General features: G+C 49.0%; 16 protein-coding genes and 1 pseudogene. 1 reads left to right on the top strand and 16 read right to left on the bottom strand.

Going from position 1 to position 17,281, the window contains the following annotated elements:
* Nucleotides 1-100 precede the first annotated feature (100 nt).
* From BUA14_RS06305 to BUA14_RS06230, 16 genes and pseudogenes are all read right to left on the bottom strand, one after another.
* Entirely contained in the window at nt 101-439 is a 339-nt protein-coding gene (locus BUA14_RS06305) for a P-II family nitrogen regulator (RefSeq protein ID WP_072771826.1), read from the bottom strand.
* 66 nt (nt 440-505) lie between these two features.
* A complete protein-coding gene (locus BUA14_RS06300; protein ID WP_072771825.1) occupies nt 506-1,891 on the bottom strand; it encodes an ammonium transporter in 1,386 nt (461 codons plus the stop codon).
* Nucleotides 1,892-2,181: 290 nt separating this feature from the next.
* A complete protein-coding gene (locus BUA14_RS06295) occupies nt 2,182-2,619 on the bottom strand; it encodes a HutP family protein (protein ID WP_072771824.1) in 438 nt (145 codons plus the stop codon).
* Between the two features lie 426 nt (nt 2,620-3,045).
* A complete protein-coding gene (locus BUA14_RS06290; RefSeq protein ID WP_072771823.1) occupies nt 3,046-4,179 on the bottom strand; it encodes a homocitrate synthase/isopropylmalate synthase family protein in 1,134 nt (377 codons plus the stop codon).
* Nucleotides 4,176-4,568 carry a NifB/NifX family molybdenum-iron cluster-binding protein gene (locus BUA14_RS06285; protein WP_084078474.1) on the bottom strand — a complete coding sequence of 131 codons (393 nt, stop codon included), beginning with the start codon at nt 4,566-4,568 and terminating at the stop codon, nt 4,176-4,178. The genes BUA14_RS06290 and BUA14_RS06285 overlap by 4 nt, the downstream gene beginning before the upstream one ends.
* Nucleotides 4,569-4,599: 31 nt before the next feature.
* A complete protein-coding gene (locus tag BUA14_RS06280) occupies nt 4,600-5,046 on the bottom strand; it encodes a GNAT family N-acetyltransferase (protein ID WP_072771822.1) in 447 nt (148 codons plus the stop codon).
* Nucleotides 5,046-5,888 (bottom strand): radical SAM protein, encoded by an 843-nt coding sequence (locus BUA14_RS06275; RefSeq protein ID WP_072772150.1) that lies wholly within the window; start codon nt 5,886-5,888, stop codon nt 5,046-5,048. Before BUA14_RS06275 ends, BUA14_RS06280 begins: the two co-directional genes overlap by 1 nt.
* Before the next feature lie 55 nt (nt 5,889-5,943).
* Nucleotides 5,944-6,204 (bottom strand): 4Fe-4S dicluster domain-containing protein, encoded by a 261-nt coding sequence (locus BUA14_RS28445; RefSeq protein WP_072771821.1) that lies wholly within the window; start codon nt 6,202-6,204, stop codon nt 5,944-5,946.
* 53 nt (nt 6,205-6,257) lie between these two features.
* Complete coding sequence (locus tag BUA14_RS06265; RefSeq protein ID WP_072771820.1) at nt 6,258-6,629, bottom strand: NifB/NifX family molybdenum-iron cluster-binding protein; 372 nt, start codon at nt 6,627-6,629, stop codon at nt 6,258-6,260.
* Nucleotides 6,630-6,640: 11 nt separating this feature from the next.
* Nucleotides 6,641-8,002, bottom strand: coding sequence for a nitrogenase iron-molybdenum cofactor biosynthesis protein NifN (gene nifN / locus BUA14_RS06260; RefSeq protein ID WP_072771819.1), 1,362 nt, complete (start codon nt 8,000-8,002; stop codon nt 6,641-6,643).
* 1 nt (nt 8,003) lies between these two features.
* A complete protein-coding gene (gene nifE, locus BUA14_RS06255) occupies nt 8,004-9,362 on the bottom strand; it encodes a nitrogenase iron-molybdenum cofactor biosynthesis protein NifE (RefSeq protein WP_072771818.1) in 1,359 nt (452 codons plus the stop codon).
* Between the two features lie 29 nt (nt 9,363-9,391).
* Nucleotides 9,392-10,840: pseudogene (gene nifK / locus BUA14_RS06250) on the bottom strand (nitrogenase molybdenum-iron protein subunit beta); the annotation flags it as partial.
* A complete protein-coding gene (gene nifD, locus BUA14_RS06245) occupies nt 10,836-12,269 on the bottom strand; it encodes a nitrogenase molybdenum-iron protein alpha chain (protein WP_072771816.1) in 1,434 nt (477 codons plus the stop codon). The pseudogene nifK and the gene nifD, both read right to left, overlap by 5 nt.
* A 47-nt stretch (nt 12,270-12,316) precedes the next feature.
* Nucleotides 12,317-13,144: a nitrogenase iron protein gene (gene nifH, locus BUA14_RS06240; RefSeq protein WP_005813529.1), complete on the bottom strand. Its 828-nt coding sequence runs from the start codon at nt 13,142-13,144 to the stop codon at nt 12,317-12,319.
* A gap of 39 nt (nt 13,145-13,183) precedes the next feature.
* Nucleotides 13,184-13,567, bottom strand: coding sequence for a P-II family nitrogen regulator (locus BUA14_RS06235; protein WP_072771815.1), 384 nt, complete (start codon nt 13,565-13,567; stop codon nt 13,184-13,186).
* A 39-nt stretch (nt 13,568-13,606) separates the two neighbouring features.
* Nucleotides 13,607-13,924 (bottom strand): P-II family nitrogen regulator, encoded by a 318-nt coding sequence (locus BUA14_RS06230; protein ID WP_072771814.1) that lies wholly within the window; start codon nt 13,922-13,924, stop codon nt 13,607-13,609.
* 708 nt (nt 13,925-14,632) lie between these two features.
* Between BUA14_RS06230 and BUA14_RS06225 the strand changes: the two genes are divergently transcribed.
* The gene (locus BUA14_RS06225) at nt 14,633-17,227 is read left to right on the top strand and encodes a PEP/pyruvate-binding domain-containing protein (protein WP_072771813.1); all 2,595 of its coding nucleotides are present in this window, start codon (nt 14,633-14,635) and stop codon (nt 17,225-17,227) included.
* Nucleotides 17,228-17,281 lie beyond the last annotated feature (54 nt).

Genomic DNA, 17,281 nt, shown 5'->3' with positions numbered 1-17,281 from the left:
CGCGACAGCTTATTAAACTGAATCAACAAAAAGGAGGCCGGCGAGAACAATCTCTTCCGGCCTCTAAGCGGAGTGTTTTTGGGTGAGGGGAAATAAAAGCCTATAAGACACTTTCTCCTATCTCACCGGTGCGGATACGGATAGCTCCTTCAACAGGATAAATAAAGATTTTCCCATCTCCCACTTCGCCGCTGCGGGCTTCATCAGAAATGATTTTGACCACTTCATCCACTGCCTGATCGTTAACTACAACTTCAATTTTTACCTTGGGGAGAAGAAAAACTTTATACTCTACCCCTCTGTAAACCTGGGTATGGCCCTTTTGCTTGCCGCAGCCAATGACATGGGTTACAGTCAGCCCGCTTACACCAAAACGATCCAGAGCACTTTGTACCTCATCCAGTTTGCTCGGTCTGATAATCGCTTCGATCTTTTTCATAGAATTCCCTCCTTTATAATTAGGTGCATATCTATCTTCGATACACGCTATCTCAGCGCTCAATTCTTATTTTCCCGGTTGACCGCTGGGTGCAGAGACCCCTACTGCTTTGGCAGCCGAAACAATCGTAGGAAGATAACCACTGCCGATAAAGTCTGGGTAAGCTTCTTCTCCGTGCAGGGAGATATCCAAGCCCGTTTCTTCTTCCTCAGCAGTAACACGCAAAGGTGTGAAGATCCCGACCAGCTTCATAATCACAAATGTGGCAACGACTGCTAACACAATGGTTACGGCAACACCGATGGCCTGAATTCCTACTTGAGCCGCGTTTCCATACAACAGGCCGTCAGTTCCCCCCACAGAAGCCGAGGCGAAAATACCCGTGGCTAAAGCTCCCCAGATTCCGCCGATTCCATGACAACCGAAAGCATCCAAGGAATCATCATAGCCAAGTTTAGCTTTAAGAACACTAACACCGAAGTAACAAATGGCACCGCCAACGAGACCAATAATTAAAGATGACATAGGTGTGACGAACCCTGCTCCTGGGGTAATCGCCACAAGCCCTGCAATAGCACCACTGGCTGCACCCAAAATGGTGGGCTTGCCGCGATGAATCCATTCGGTAGCCATCCAGGCTAAAGCACCGGCAGCGGCAGAAGTATTGGTCGTGACCAGAGCCATGGCCGCTAACCCATTGGCACCCAAGGCACTGCCAGCATTAAAGCCAAACCAGCCAAACCAGAGCAGACCTGCCCCTAAAACCGTCATAGGCAATTGATGAGGAGCCATAGGTTCTTTGCCATGCCCTTTGCGTTTGCCCAGGATTAAAGCAGCGACTAAGCCGGTAACCCCTGAGCTGATATGCACAACAGTTCCGCCAGCAAAGTCCAATGCTCCCATTTCACGCAGGAAACCACCGACACCCCATACCGAGTGAGCCAAGGGATAATAAACAACCAACAGCCACAGAACCATAAATCCCAGAAAGGCCGGGAACCGCATGCGTTCAGCAACAGAACCCGAGATAATTGCCGGAGTAATGATGGTGAACATCATTTGAAAGGCCATGAATAAGAGGAAGGGGATGGTTGAGGAGTAATCCCCATTAGGTTCCATACCGACACCGCTGAGGCCAATCCACTCTAAACTTCCGATAATACCGGCATGGTCTGTACCAAAGGCCAAACTAAAGCCGATCAACACCCAAAGTACGGAAGATACACCCATGAGAATAAAACTATGCATCACCGTACTTAAAACATTCTTCTTACGAACCATACCGCCATAGAATAAGGCTAGTCCGGGGGTCATGAGAAAGACAAGTGCCGCCGACAAAATAATAAAACTGGTGTCCCCTGTGTCCACCACCGCACCATCTTCCGCCAAAACCGAAACAGGCAGAGCCAACATGCTTATAATTGCTAGTAATAATACCCATGCTCTTTTCATTTGAATTCCTCCTTGCTATTTCAATTAAATTTTTAATATTCACCGTTGCCAAGATTAAGCAACATCTTTAAATGAATCTTCATGCCATCACCTCCTAAAAAACCAGAAGTTTCTTTTAATAATTAGATAGAGCTTTGACTCCGCCTGGGATTATAATCACAGCGGATAAAAATTGCTTTTTAATTGTATAAAAAAGAAGAGAGATCCCCCGAATATTCCTCAACCTGGGTTTTCTCTCTTACACTTACACACTTACCAAGTCCTCGACCTGGCACCCGAAAACTATGAAATTATAGATGCATATACCCTAAACCCACTCGGCAATGCTCTGATAGAGCATGTATGGATGAACGACCAAATATGGCGATGGCGATCCAGTCCTGATCACAGGCAATCCCCACTTTCAGGGCATAACTGGCATTGCTGTTGGTATGAACAAAGATCCCATTGCTTGCTTCCAAGGTCGCATGCACAACAGCGTGTATGGCCTTCGGTTCCTTTTGAATGGCACCTGTGTTGATTGCTGCCGATATTACAGAATGGGTTAATTTCCCGGTGGGTTGTAACGCGGAATACGTTCCTCCTAATTCAGTCACTGCACAATAGACGTTTTGGGAAAGCATCAACTTTTTCAACTCATTCTCTTTTTCACGGGTTTCCGTTAACGCTAAGGCCAATGCAGTTCGTTCAAGAGAAGGCTTTTCATGGTCCTGGCTTTTTCCCGGCATTTTCAGCCTCCCTCCTTATAAAAAACCTGACTTCGCCACCAAAGCACTCACATCATTCATCTTAGGCCGCCATGTGGCTGGCGCTTATCCCAACTATAGATCTTTAACAGCTAAAACAAGAAAGCGCCGTTGCAAGTAATCTGTCTTAGATTCTTGTAACGGCGCCATTGCCTTATTGATTTGATGTTTATAATTTACAGGAATTCAATCAAAATAACAAGTGTTTTTTCCGAAGAACACTGTATACTTCTTGATAAATAATCAGAAAAGTTCAGATGGTTTTTTCGTCCCAGCTGAACTTTTATCGCTTAGCCAATAGTTCTATTGCAGTTATATCAAGGGTTTCCGCCACTCTCTCCTCTCCTTTGCCACAGTTTAACTTTATGGTTATCATAACCCAAGCAATCTGATTGTTCGAATTTTGTCCTAAGCATTACGCAGTTGATTGAGACTTCTCGCCAGACTTAAGACATCTTCAGCCTGCAAAGGAATCTTTTTTATGCTGCTGTGCAGTCTCACCCGGATCAAAAGCTCTGTCAGCTGATCTTGAGTGTAAGGCACTCTTTCTTCTTCCAGCAGTCTTACGAGCTCCCTTATTCCTGAGTATTTGCCAAAAACCATGGCGTGCTTTCTGGAGATGCTTTCCGGCGGAAAGGGCTGATAATTTTCCACATCCTTGCGAATTCCGTCCAAATGAACCGCTGAAGTATGAGTAAAGACATCGGACCCCACAACTGGCTTAGAGCGGGGAATCTCCCGCTGGGTAATGTCACTGACCAAAAGGGAAATATCATTGACCTTCTGAATATTAAAAGCGGTGGGACGCTGCAAAATATGATGAATAGCCACCGAGATTTCTTCCAGGGGGGCATTGCCCGCTCTTTCCCCCAATCCTCCCACGGTGACACTGACAGCTTTGAAGCCAATGCGTATGGCTGTCAAAGCATTGGCCGTAGCCATCCCTAAATCATTGTGCGCATGAAACTCTAAAGGCAGCGCTGTTTTTTGAGGCAGAGGGGCAAAACGCCGCGCCAGCTCAAGGGGATCCAGGATACCCAAAGTATCGGCTAAACGTATCCGGTCCACCCTAAGCCCTTCCGCTACTTTAGCCATCTTAATCATGAAATCCACATCGGCACGGCTGGCATCTTCAAAACCTACACAAACATATTTCCCTTCCTTCTTAGCCAATTCAATGGCTTCTCCCATGCTATCCATGGCCCAGGTCCGGCTTTTCCTGAGCTTGCGCTCTATATGCTGATCGGAAACCGGAATGCAAATAGAAACCGCGCCGACACCCGTTCGGAAGCTGGCTTCCAAATCCTCCTTACTGGTACGATTCCAGGTGGCCAGACGCACCGGCAGCCTTAAATCCACCAAACCCTTGATGATTTCCATCTCATCGGCTCCCACACTGGGAACACCGATCTCAATCTCATCAATTCCGGCTTCGGCCAGGCAAGCGGCAATTCGGGCTTTTTCCTTGAATCGGAAAGCAACGCCCGGCGTTTGTTCCCCATCCCGCAGAGTCGTATCGCAAAGCCATACGGAATCTTTCATGACTGGGCTCCCCCTTTCTTGAATTTATTTTCCAGCCAATGAGGCGGATTCTTATGAAACATCTGCTGCAGTCGGCAGGCCGCCTCCTCGATCAGTAGGTTCTCCTTGGTCTGCATAGGGAAAATATTGTGGTTGATGAGCCTTGCCGCCGCTGGGCTCCCGATCTGACGGCAATACAAAATATCGCAATCCTGAATCGCTTCGATCCGTTCTGCAAGGCGTCTTTCATTCATCGTTTCGGATTCTTGACCGGTTTGGGATTCAAAGCTTTTCGTTTTAACCCAGTGGAATGAAGCAGGCAGGAATCCATAAATGACAATATTGGAACTTAGAGCAAAATGAGCATCGACGTGTTGCATATCCTCACTGCAAAAAGCCACTTTAATCACCCTATCTACCTCCCAACCATAAAATTCAGATTTAAACATAGGTCCGTAAACAGATCAGTTCCGTAAACTGCCAGGACATCTTTTCATAGAACTCCAAGGCTCTTGTATTGCTGCGGTCCGCTAAAAGTTGCAAGCGCTTAACTCCTCGTGCTGATGCCCAGGCTTGGAGGGATAACAGCAATGCCCTTCCTGTTCCTTGCCCCTGATAAGGTTCCTCAACGACAAGATCCTCGACCCAAGCGGATAGTCCCCCTTCCGCCGTAGATACCAGCAGCTGCGCTGTGACCATACCGATCACCCGCCCATTTTGCTCCGCAACCATAATGCACCGGGCACCATCCTCCAGAATCATCCCCAGCCCCCGGCGCTGTTTTATTTCATCATAGGAGAAGTCCGCCTCCAGAGAAAATAAGATCTTCAGCAACCTAACCATGTCAGCGATGTCTGCCGGCACTGCCTCTCTGATTACAGGCTCCATCAGAACACTCCGATGGCATCGGCACGGCATTGTTGACAATGGGTCATCTGGGGCAGGAGGGAGCTTAAACTGCTGCGACTGAGGGTAAGCTCCTCCCGGGAGGGCGGTATGATGTGGGCTAATTTCCCTTGGGGAATGACCGGCATAATATTGTGAAGATGAGCTCCCCTTTTCTTGATTTCCACAGCTAAGTCATTTAAGCCATGATCATTGATGCCGGGCATCAGCACCGTATTTATTTTCACCGTCATCCCCGCCTTCACGGCCATTTCCAACCCCGTCAGCTGATTATGGAGCAAGATTCTGGCTGCTTCGGCACCGATCAGGGTTTTCCCCTTCCAGCGTACATAACTGTAGATTTGGGCACCAACCTGCTCCTCCAGAGTATTGATAGTAATGGTAACGTGAGACACCCCGATATCCGTCAATTCCGCCATTTTTTCCGGCAAGAGCAAACCATTGCTGCTCAGGCACAGAATCATATTCGGGAAGTCCCGTTTTACTCCTCTCAGAGTTGTAAAGGTCGCCTCATTGGCTAAGGGCTCCCCGGGACCGGCAATGCCGACCACCACAAATTGATCGCCCTTGCCGGAGGTTTTGACTTTCCGCACCGTTGCCAGGGCTTCTTCAGGGGTTTGCACCTTACTGGCCACACCTGGACGGGATTCATTTGCACAATCGAATTTGCGTACACAATAATTGCACGAGATATTGCAGCCGGGAGCTACGGCTAAATGGATGCGTCCGGTATTGCCATGTCCCTTGGTGGAAAAACAGGGATGTCCGAGATTCAGGCGGGGAGTATTCATATTTCCTTGTGTACATGTACATGCTTTATGCATATCAATCCCTCCAATCATTCTAATTTCTTTTTGAGCCGGAACCACGGATTGCATCTTAACTTTTGCTCTTAAAGGTGTAACAGCGCCGCACGCAGATGCTTCCACAGGATTGGCAGCCAATACAATGATCCTTATTGTCGATCTTGGCAATTTGGCGCTCAGTTCCTTCATCATCCTCATAGGTTTCGACTCCCAGAACTTTCTGCACACAGAGCTTAATACAGCGGCCACAGCCAAGACATTTGTTCTTATCAAAGGTATCCACATACATGGGCGTCCAAGGGAAACCGCCAAAGGTTTCAAAAACTACGCTCATTTCCATCCTCCCTCAGTTTTTTTATAGGTTGCTTAGTTCATTATTTCCGGCCTTTAATTCCCCTCTTGATTCAGCTTCTTTTTCAGCCACGGCGGCAGCTTTTGGGAAAACAGCAGCTGATCCAAGCGTCTCACTTCATCGGCGATCGGGGTTCCTTCCGGTACTTTGATTGGGTGAATACCGCTCTGAACGAGGCGGGCCGCCGCCGGGCCGCCAATCTGAGTGCAATAGACAATGGCGCACTCTTTGAGAATCTGAATTCGGGCATCCACCTTATCTTCGGATTCTGCCGGACCTTTAGCCTCCTGGGAATCCTGGTAAACTCCTTGGCTGTCCATGGTAAATACATACATCTCGAAGCCCGGGGCTGAGGCAAAATGGGAATCGATAGTCAATCCATCACTGCTGGCAAAGCCTACAAGCATACTGTTCACTCCTAACTTACTGCATTGAGCGTGGCAAAGAGGAATCGTTGTGTCCCTTCATAGCCGATCCAGCAGGTCTGGGGATAGCCTGCCCGGTCAAAAACCGGTAGCCCTGCCCTCAAGTGGGGCAGCTTAAGCTGTCCCGCTGCCTGGCGGCCATTGGAGTTGGCGATGATGAGCTTGCTTTGGCCAGCCCGCTCCTCAAGGGTTTCCAAGTCCCCCACCTCCATGGGGACAGGCAGGGACAAGCGGTCCGTACCTGCCTGGGATGCTGCCAAAGCCACTGTCAGCTCCGCTCCCACCTCCACCAGACTGGACCCTAGGCTATAAAGTAGATCCGTTTCCAAGGCAATGGCTACCCTAAGCTTGCCCAGCTGATCATGATAATCGGCCAGGGTATCCAGCAAGCGGTTCCTTTGCCGGATTTGCTTTTCCGGTATGGTTTTACCGGACAGCTTAGCCAGGGTCAATATCAAGCCATCGGTAGCCGTAAGTCCGCTTAAAGAAGGAAAATTATAGTGAGGAATGTGATAGGCCTGCCTAAGGGTTTCCCCTGCTCTCTCCATGCTCAAGCCAAAAGATAAGCAAGCCCTGGACCTGGGCAGAAGCTGAAAATCCTCCAGAAAGGTGCCTCCCTGGACCACGGGGGCGGCCTCCAGCTCCGCATGGCCATCCAGAGAAACTGAGAGATCCGGCAGGGTAATGGGCCTGAAGCCGAAATCGCTGACAATCTCTTTCAGTTCATCCACATCAGCAGGAGTCAGATGACAGCCAGGCAATAAAGCCAGATAAGGGGCTTCCTGAACATCTGTCTTTAAAGCTGAAGCTGGATTTGCATGATGATTTAGACTTAGTTCTGCATCAGCAGAGGAGACGGGATTCAGTGATTCTCCTTTTATGCAATTATGAACGACAAGGGCATCCACCAAGGCCTCTACAGTCCGTTGATACCCGTCCTGCATGGACCCTATATAGTCCGGGGTACTGGCCAACACCACCGGCAGATCCTCCAGGTCCGGCCTTTCCAAGTGCAGGCTGGCCAAAGCGCTGGCCATATTATCCCCATAGGTTTCCGTAAGACCTGAGCTCATGACGCCGATAATTTGAGGGTTATATTTATCCGCTGCTACGGCAATTCCTTTCTTCAAATGTTCCCATCCGCCAAAAATGACTGAGTCCTCCAGCAAAGCTGTAGAATTAAGAGGGATGGACTCTTTAAAATGCCGGTTCAGCTGCAGGCGGATAAAAGAGGAGCAGCCCTGGGAGCCGTGCAGCAGGGCCAGCAGTCCGTTGATTCCCAGATAAGCCAGGGTGGCGCCCAGGGCCGGGCTGTTTTTTTGCGGGTTTCCTTCATAATGCCGATGTTTCATCATCTCAGCCCTCCTCTTGCGGGGGAAATTCCTGTTTTAAAAGTCCCCAAACCGGACTGTTCACCGTACGCGCCAGGCTCCCGGCAAAGGTGACCATCCCCTCATAACCTGCATAAGGCAGCTTCCGGCCGTGATTAATATCTAAAAAAGGGGTTCTTGTTTTGTGAGCCAGGTACTTTGTTTTCCCCCCGGCGACGATAAGATCGGGCTTTTTCTCAGCAATAATTTTAAGAAATCCCGCCGGACTGGTATCTTCAATGATCTGAGCCGTAGGATCCATCAGGGCTTTCATCCGTTGAAAATCATCGGGAGTGGAGTTTTGCGTCCCTCCCGCCAGAATGTTGATCCCTAGTTCAGCCAGTGTGGAGACCATGGACCAGGTTTTTACTCCCCCTGTAAACAAGATGGCCTGTTTATTCTCCAGGCATTTTTTATAGCCGGCAATAATCTCCCGTGTTTCCTCTTCCTTCTTTTGTACATAAGTTTTTGTTCTCTTGAGTAAATCGAGGTCCCCCAAGGCTTTGGCAATGTTGATTAAGGTCTCTGAAGTGTCGTGGATTCCATAAAAGGAACCCTCCATAAAGGGGATGCCGTATTTTCCTTCCATCTTGCGGGCCAGATTGGTCAGGCTTTTGGAACAAATCAGCACATTGAGACAGGCCCGGTGAGCAGAAGCGATGTCCCCGAATTTGGCATCCCCCGTAATAGCCGCCTGCACCGTGATTCCCAAGTTCTTAAAATCCGGCAGGATACCCCAGAGATCACCGGCAATGTTATACTCTCCGATAAGATTTACGGAAAGGGGCACCTTTTCATCCGGTCCTTCCCCGGTGCCGATGACCCGGTCGAAGAGAACTTCCCCGGCAATCCGGTTGCCGATGTTTTTATCGCCCAAAAAACCTGGACAATTGACGGCAATGACGGGAATGGTCAATTCCTGCTCCGCTTGTTCACAAATTGCGTTTACATCATCCCCAATCAAGGCGGATACACAGGTGGCATAGACAAAAATGGCTTGGGGGCGATGATGGGCGGCGATTTCCAGAATCGCCTCCTTGAGTTTCCGTTCACCGCCATAAACTACATCATTCTCCATCAGATCCGTGGTCAGCCCCCGACGGAAAAGCTGGGAACCGGAGGAGCGGGCTCCCCGGTTATCCCAAGAGTTCCCTGCACAGGCAATCGGTCCGTGCACGAGGTGGGCCACATCGGTAATCGGCATCAGCACAACCCGCGCTCCGTCATAGGCGCAGCTGCGTTCTGCCCCTTCACCGGGCAGGGCCTTCATGCACAATTGGGGAGAACCGGCTTCCGCTGGGCACTCTTGATCTTTGAGATCCAGCTTGGTGAGATTGGTAAACATGGAGTTCCCTCCCTTCTTTAGCAAAGTAATTAACGCAGTAACTCGAAATAGGCATCGGTGGAAGCCCTGTCTTTCTCCTCCAAAAAGGTATTGACGATCATAGTAATCAGGTTGATTACTCCTGAATAACCGACAATCGGGTAGCGGTGGAGATTCACACGATCATAAAAGGGGAACCCTACTCTGACCAGGGGAATACCGGCGTCACGGGCTGCCCACTTGCCATGGGAGTCACCAATGAGCATATCCACCGGTTCGGTGACTAAAAGCGACCGCAGATGCCAAAGGTCTTTGTTGGGGTATAAGGTAGCGCCCTGGCCATAAGGGCTGGAGGCAAGAAGCTTTTCCATGGCCTTTTTAAACAAAGGGGTGGAATTGGAGCAGACGATATGCACAGGTTCCCCTCCCATTTCCAGCAGGAAGGAGACTAAACCCAGCAGGAGATCCGGATCCCCGAAGAGGGCGAATTTCCGGCCATGCATATATTGATGGGCATCGGTCATGGCATCCACCGCCAGTCCCCGTTCATAGGTGATTTCTTCGGAGACCTCTTTCCCTGTTAATTTCGCCGCGGCTTCGATGAACCGGTCCGTGCCCGTCATGCCGATGGGCATAGGGATCCCTTCCACCGGAATCGATTCACCTGTCAAATACTTTTTGGTATTTGAAGTTGAATAGGTCTGACATAACAAGTAGCCCAACCCATTTAAAGCTTCCTTCATTTCCACAAGGGGGGTTCCACCGGGATATAATTCGTACTTGCCCAAATTCGGAGCATCCACCACATTGCTGTAATCCGGCAGGAGGGTATAGGGTACATCCATCATGTTCAGAAGCCGCTTATACTCGCGAAGATTGGCCGGGTAGGTGTCAAAACCGGGGACAACATAAAGCCGATCGTTGATCTGATCCTCCTGTCTCGGGGCGGCCAAGCATTCAATAAGCCCCTTGAGCATGATGTCATACCCGGCAATATGGGACATTTTAAAGCTGGGCGTATTGGCCAGGGCAACGGGAAAATCCATGGGGACCGCCCCCTGGTCCTTGGCATTGCCTAAAAAGGAGCTGATATCATCGCCGATGACTTCCGCCATACAGCTTGTGTAAACGGCAATCACCTTGGGGTTATATACGGTATAGGCATTTTTCAGCCCTTCGATAAAATTTGCCTGACCGCCAAATACGGCCGAATCCTCTGTCATGGAATCGGAGACCGAGGCTACCGGCTCCCGGAAATGCCGGGATAAGGTGCTGCGGAAATAAGCGGTGCACCCCTGGGAACCATGGGTAAAGGGCAGACATCCTTCAATTCCTAAGGCACAAAGCAAGGCACCCAGAGGTTGGCATGCTTTAGCGGGATTGATGACCAGCTTTTCACGGGCAAAATTCTTTTCACGGTATTCAACACTATTCAGCCATTCTTTGGTGGCTTTCGTACAACTCTCCATGTGCGTCATCCTTTCTGCCTGATTTTTATTTCACCCAAGGAGCTTTAATGGACTTCCAGGTGGGACTGTTCACCGCCATATCCATATCCCGGGCAAAAATGGGGAATCCATCATAACCGTGATAGGGTCCGGAATAATCCCAGGAGTGCATCTGGCGGAAAGGAAGGCCCATCTTTTCAAAGACATACTTTTCTTTAATTCCCGAGCCCACCAGATCCGGCTTAAGATCCTTAACAAACTCTTCCAGCTCCAAAGCGGATACATCATCGTAAATAAGGGTTCCTTCCTTCAATTGAGGGTAAGTTCGTTCGTAATCTTCCTTATGGGCAAACTCATAGCCCGTACCGATAATCTCCATGCCCAAATCTTCATAAGCGCCCACCACATGCCGGGGGCGAAGGCCGCCTACATAGAGCATGACCTTTTTTCCTGCCAAACGGGGCCGGTAGATATCGATGACTTTTTGCATCTGGGCTTCATATTTGGCAATGACTCTTTGGGTATTCTCCCTAATGGAGTCGTCAAAGTGGGCGGCAATGTTAAGCAGGGATTCCTTAATCTTGGTCGGTCCAAAGAAATTGAATTCCAGCCAGGGGGTTCCGTAGGTTTCCTCCATATAGTTGGCCATATAGTTCATACTCCGGTAGCAATGGATCAAGTTCAGCTTGACCAGATGCCCGTTCTGAAGCATTTCCAGAGTAGAATCACCGGTCCAGATATTCACAACATTCAAGCCGATTTCTTCCAGGATTTTTTTGCTGGCCCAGGCATCGCCGCCGATATTGTAATCGCCGATAATTCCAATATCGTAGGGTCCGATTTCCCGCTCCGGCCCCTTGCCGATGATATGATCGCGAATCGCATCATTGGCAATATGATGACCGAGAGACTGACTGATTCCCCTGAACCCTTCGCAGCGCACCGGCACCACGGGGCGCTGGGTTTTCTCCGTCATCCGGCGGGCGACGCTTTCGATATCGTCTCCGATCAGCCCCACGGGGCATTCGGAAAGTACGGAAACTCCTTTAGCATTAGGGAAGAGTTCGACAACCTCTTCGATAATTTTCTCCAGCTTTTTGTCCCCGCCGTAGATGATATCGCTCTCCTGGAAGTCCGAGGTGAATTGAAAGGGTACGAAATTGTCTATGCCGACTTCACCTTCCGCCAGATTCCGGCGATTCGCCCAGGAATAAAACCCGCACCCCACCGGCCCGTGGGAAATATGCACGATATCCTTAACCGGACCCCACACAACCCCTTTGGCTCCGGCGTATGCGCAGCCCCGGGCGGTCATGATGCCCGGTACGGTTTTCCCATTGGACTTAACAGCGCAACTTGAGCAATCTTCTTCTTTAACGGCAAGGTGCTGCCTGCGGTTTTTCTTAGCCTTTTCCGGATAGACTTCCAACACTTGATTGACCAGCTCTTTTCTGGCCTGGATCATCTCACTGATGCTCATGACGCTGTCCTCCTTCTTTCCTGCCTTAACGAAATTTGCTGCATTGGTTACATCTCCATAATCCCATATTCCATCAGCAGCTCTTCCAGCTGTTCCATTTCCATTGGTGTGGGGATGGTCATCATGGTGTTGGCTTCAATCTTACGGGCCAGCGCCCTGTACTCATCCGCTTGAGAATGAGTGGGGTTATATTGAATCACGGTTTGTTTGCGCAGTTCCGCCCGCTGTACTTCATTATCCCGGGGCATAAAGTGAATCATTTGCGTGTTGAGGGCTTTGGCCAGAGCCGATATCAATTCGTATTCTTTATCCGTTTGACGGCTGTTGCAGATGAGCCCGCCCAGACGGACCGTCCCCGTGTTGGCATACTTTAAAATCCCTTTGGAGATGTTGTTGGCCGCATACATAGCCATCATTTCACCGGAAGTGACAATATAGATTTCCTTGGCCTTGTTCTCACGGATCGGCATGGCAAATCCCCCGCAAACTACGTCACCCAGGACATCATAGAAGACATAATCCGTATCCTCGGTGTAAGCACCGTTTTCCTCGAGAAAGTTAATTGCGGTGATAACCCCCCGGCCGGCACAGCCCACACCTGGTTCCGGACCGCCGGACTCCGCACATCGCACCCCCAGATGCCCTTCCACCAACACATCTTCCAGTTCCAGATCCTCTACCGTTCCCCGTTCACGAGCCAGATCCATAACCGTGGTTTGGGCTTTACTATTCAGAATCAGGCGGGTAGAGTCTGCCTTGGGATCGCAGCCCACAATGGTCACTTTTCTTCCCATCTCAGCCAGAGCAACCACTGTATTCTGAGTTGTCGTGGATTTGCCGATTCCGCCTTTACCATATATCGCGATTTGTCTCATTTCTTACATCCCCCTATCCAGTCTCGATCTTTTCTGCCGCTATAGGACAGCTTCTTTTCCCACTTCACCTGTCCGTACCCGGACTACTTCATGCAAAGGACATACAAAGATTTTTCCATCTCCGCAATGTCCCGTTTTATTGATTTCCGTGATGGTCTTGACCGCTGATTCAACCTCCTGGTCCTGCACGATCAAGGTCAGCATCCGTTTGGGAATCCAGTTGATCCGTGACTCTGTGACCTGCTGAGGTCTGAGTACCTTATTCAGTTCCGGGTCAACCTCTGCTTCCCAGCCTCCAATGCCATATTGTTTCCCCCGCCCTTCGATGCTCTGAATCGTCAGGGCCGGGAAACCCGCTTCTTCAAGGGCTTTTTTGGTGGCGGGAACCTGATGCCTGCGGATACAGGCGATAATTTCTTTCATGCCGACAACCCCTTTCTTATGAGCCTTTGTCCGACCCTCTTATAAGCCTTTGGTTCCTGCACTTATGGTATAAGCCTCTTCCACTTCGGTAATAAAGATTTTCCCATCTCCCATGGTCCCTGTCTTGGACTTTTCCAGGATGATCTGGATGGCTTTTTCTAAGTTCTCATCTGCCACAACCATCAGAAGCAAGGTTTTCGGAAATTCATCATAAACCACATCACCGATGCGAATGCCTTTGGTACGGCCCCGCCCAAAAACATGCATTTTGGTTAAAGATGTCAGGCCTGCGTCTGCCAAAGCTTCGGCGACAACTTCAGCCTTTTCCGGTCGGATAATCGAGCGTATCATTTTCATTTCACAATTCCTCCTTAAATTTTCTGAAAGTGCTGTTCCTCAATGACCCATCCAGGCTTAGCGAAAGACTTCGCTGCTGACCTGCTTCGGTGCCTTATTTATGGGGATGCATCACCACCTTTCCCAAAAGAAATGTAAAATAAAAAGAGAGCCCACAGCCTGACCGTTCATTCGATCAATGGGGGCTCTCTTATCCTCTTAAACACTCCAGGTTGAGATCAACCCGGTGCCCATTTTATTTAATTGGTGGATTATGACGGAATCTAAGTTTTAAATAGTCTTGCACACTAATTGCCATGAAGGATGGACTTAGATTCATTCCTAGAATATAGGTTAAATCTTAAAATAAAAGAGAGAGCTCTGTTTTTTCTTAGGCTCTCTCTATCACTCCACCGCTTAAGTCCATCGGACCTGTGCCTTTTATATGTCACGAAAATCGTGAGTTTGTCTATGAATATCTGTTTAAATCAACTACCCTCTGATCCACTACCACTAACTAAATCACTGTTGTTTAAATGAACTTTATTTGCTCATATTATAGGGTACTTCGCTCCAATCGTCCAGTGATTTAGGTCAAGAACACTGTATACATAGAAACCTTGATCGACAAAGCAATGATTACCCTGGGATAGAAAACCCGGTACGAATTTAATTCTCTTCTTTTTGCTGTATAATAGCACTATACAGCGATGGCTTGGAGGGAGAATAATGGAACAACCTCAAACAATCAGTACCGGCTTTCCTTCTTTAGATGATGTGGTCCAGTTTCTGTGGATGGGCGATAACGTAGTTTTCCAAGTTAAAGATATTGAAGTCTATCAGCGTTTCGTCCAGGGGTTTATCCATAAAAACGCCGGACCCCACCGTAAAATGATTTATATTCGTTTTGCACAGCATCCTCCTCTGATCACCCATCACGAGCATATAGAACTATTTCCTGTGAATGCCGAGAGGGGCTTTGAAGAGTTCTGCACCCAGATTCATGAGAAGATCACTCTGGAGGGCCGGGATGTCTTCTATATCTTTGACTGCCTATCGGAACTTTTGGACCGCTGGGCAACCGATACCATGATCGGGAATTTCTTCAAGGTGACCTGCCCTTATCTTTTTGAATTGAACACCATTGCCTATTTTGCCACCTACAAAAACCGCAACTCCTTCCACACCACTGCTGTCATCCGAGATACAACTCAAGTTCTGATCGACATTTTTGAAGCGGAGGGCCATACTTATATCCACCCTATAAAAATGTGGAAACGTTATACGCCCACCCTCTTCTTTCCCCATATTCAAGAGGGGGATGAGTTCCTCCCCGTCACCAGCAGCGCCGAAGTGGCTTTTCTCAATGCCCAATTGGGGGAATATGATGATAATCCGGAACGGGATTTGGATTATTGGGATCGTCTTTTTTTGAAGGCCGGGCAGCTCCTGGCCGCTAAGACCTTAACTCATAGCGAAGAAAAGAACCATATCCGGCATTTGGCGCGGATTTTCTTAAGCCGGGATGAAGGGATCCTCCAGCTTATCGATGAACATTTTTCCCTGCAGGATATCCTCTCCATAAAATCCCGCTTAATCGGTTCCGGCTTTATCGGCGGGAAATCCGTGGGGATGCTGCTGGCACGCAAAATTTTGGTTCAGGATTCCGATGACTGGTCCAAGCTCCTTGAACCTCACGACTCTTTCTACATCGGTTCCGACGTCTTTTACTCCTATCTGATCGATAATAACCTTTGGAAGCTGAAAATGGAGCAAAGGAGAGCCACGGAAGATGCCTTGGCCAAAGCGGCTCGGTTGCAGGAAAAAATCCTCAAAGGACAATTCAATGACTTCATCCGCAATAAATTTTTAAGAATGCTGGAATATTTCGGACAATCCCCCATCATCGTCCGCTCCAGCAGCTTGCTTGAAGATGGTTTCGGCAATGCTTTTCCCGGGAAATATGAAAGCGTTTTCTGCATCAATCAAGGAACTTTGGAAGAGCGCTACCATATGTTTACTCAGGCCATTCGCGAAATCTATGCCAGCACTCTCAGTGAAGAAGCTCTCGCTTATCGGGAAAAGCATAATCTCAGCGATACGGAGGAGCAGATGGCCCTCCTGGTCCAGAGAGTGTCCGGGTCCAATAAAGGAGAATATTTTTTCCCGGATCTGGCCGGTGTAGGCTTCTCCTATAACACCTATGTCTGGGATAACCGGATCGACCCTCAGGCAGGGATGATCCGTCTGGTTCTGGGATTGGGAACCCGTGCCGTGAATCGGCTGGAAGGAGACTATGCCCGCATCGCTGCCCTGGACCGTCCCCTTTCGGTTCCCTATGACGGTTTGGAGAGTTTTAAGGCCTTTACCCAGTCCAAAATCGATGTGCTCAATATTCAGGCCAATATTCAAGAGACAGTTTCTATTCAGGATTTGATTCAAAAGTCCCTTGAGCTTTATCAGACGCAATTTGCCGAGCGGGATTGGACAACTGAGCAAAGGCTGCGGGACCTGGGCAGAGCTTCCCAGGAGCTTTGGGTCTTTACCTTTAATCCCTTATTCGCCAATACCCACATCGCCCAGACCTTTTCCCAACTTATGAAAACCCTGGAGAAAGCCTATCGCCATCCGGTGGATATCGAGTTCACCCTCAACCTCCGGCGCAATGGCGATTATTTCATCAATCTCCTCCAATGCCGGCCCCTGCAGATTCGGGGTTCAAAGAATCAAGTCCATGTTCCGGAAGAAATCCCCCTGTCTCATACAATTTTCAAGGGGGTGGGGAATTTTATGGGGGGCAGCTTCTCCGCAAGAGTTCATAAGATCATTTTCGTGGAGCCTTTAGCCTACAGCAATCTCACCCAGAATCAAAAATATGAAATCGCCCGAACTATCGGCAAGCTCAACCGGCAGATTGATAAGGAATCCACCACCACCCTTTTGTTAGGTCCGGGACGCTGGGGGTCCCGGCTGCCCGCCCTGGGGGTCCCCGTATCTTTTGCTGAAATCAACCGCATCTCGATCCTCGGCGAGATCGGTTATCAGCAAACAGATTTTCTTCCTGATGTTTCTTTTGGAACTCATTTCTTTCAAGACCTGGTCGAAAGTGGGATCTTCTACCTGGCCCTCTTCCCGGAAAAGAAAGAAACTGTTTACCAACTGGAATCTTTAGAAAGCTATGCTGAACCGCTGCCTGAAGAATGTCTCGATAAACCTTATCTTCAAAAAGCTCTCCAGGTCTATGCCTTCCCGACTGAGATTAATATGCAATTCGTTTCAGATGTAGCCAGTCAGAGGTTCCTCCTCTTTTTACCGGTCCACTAAGCTTTTCTCAGCAGGAGGGCATACAATAAAAGGCTCCAGAAAAAGCTCTTTGCT

Origin of the sequence: Desulfitobacterium chlororespirans DSM 11544, assembly GCF_900143285.1 — a bacterium.
In the GTDB taxonomy this organism is placed as follows: Bacteria; Bacillota; Desulfitobacteriia; order Desulfitobacteriales; family Desulfitobacteriaceae; genus Desulfitobacterium; species Desulfitobacterium chlororespirans.
The sequence above is the reverse complement of the archived record's forward strand: the minus strand, read 5'-3'. Positions and strand labels throughout refer to the sequence as shown.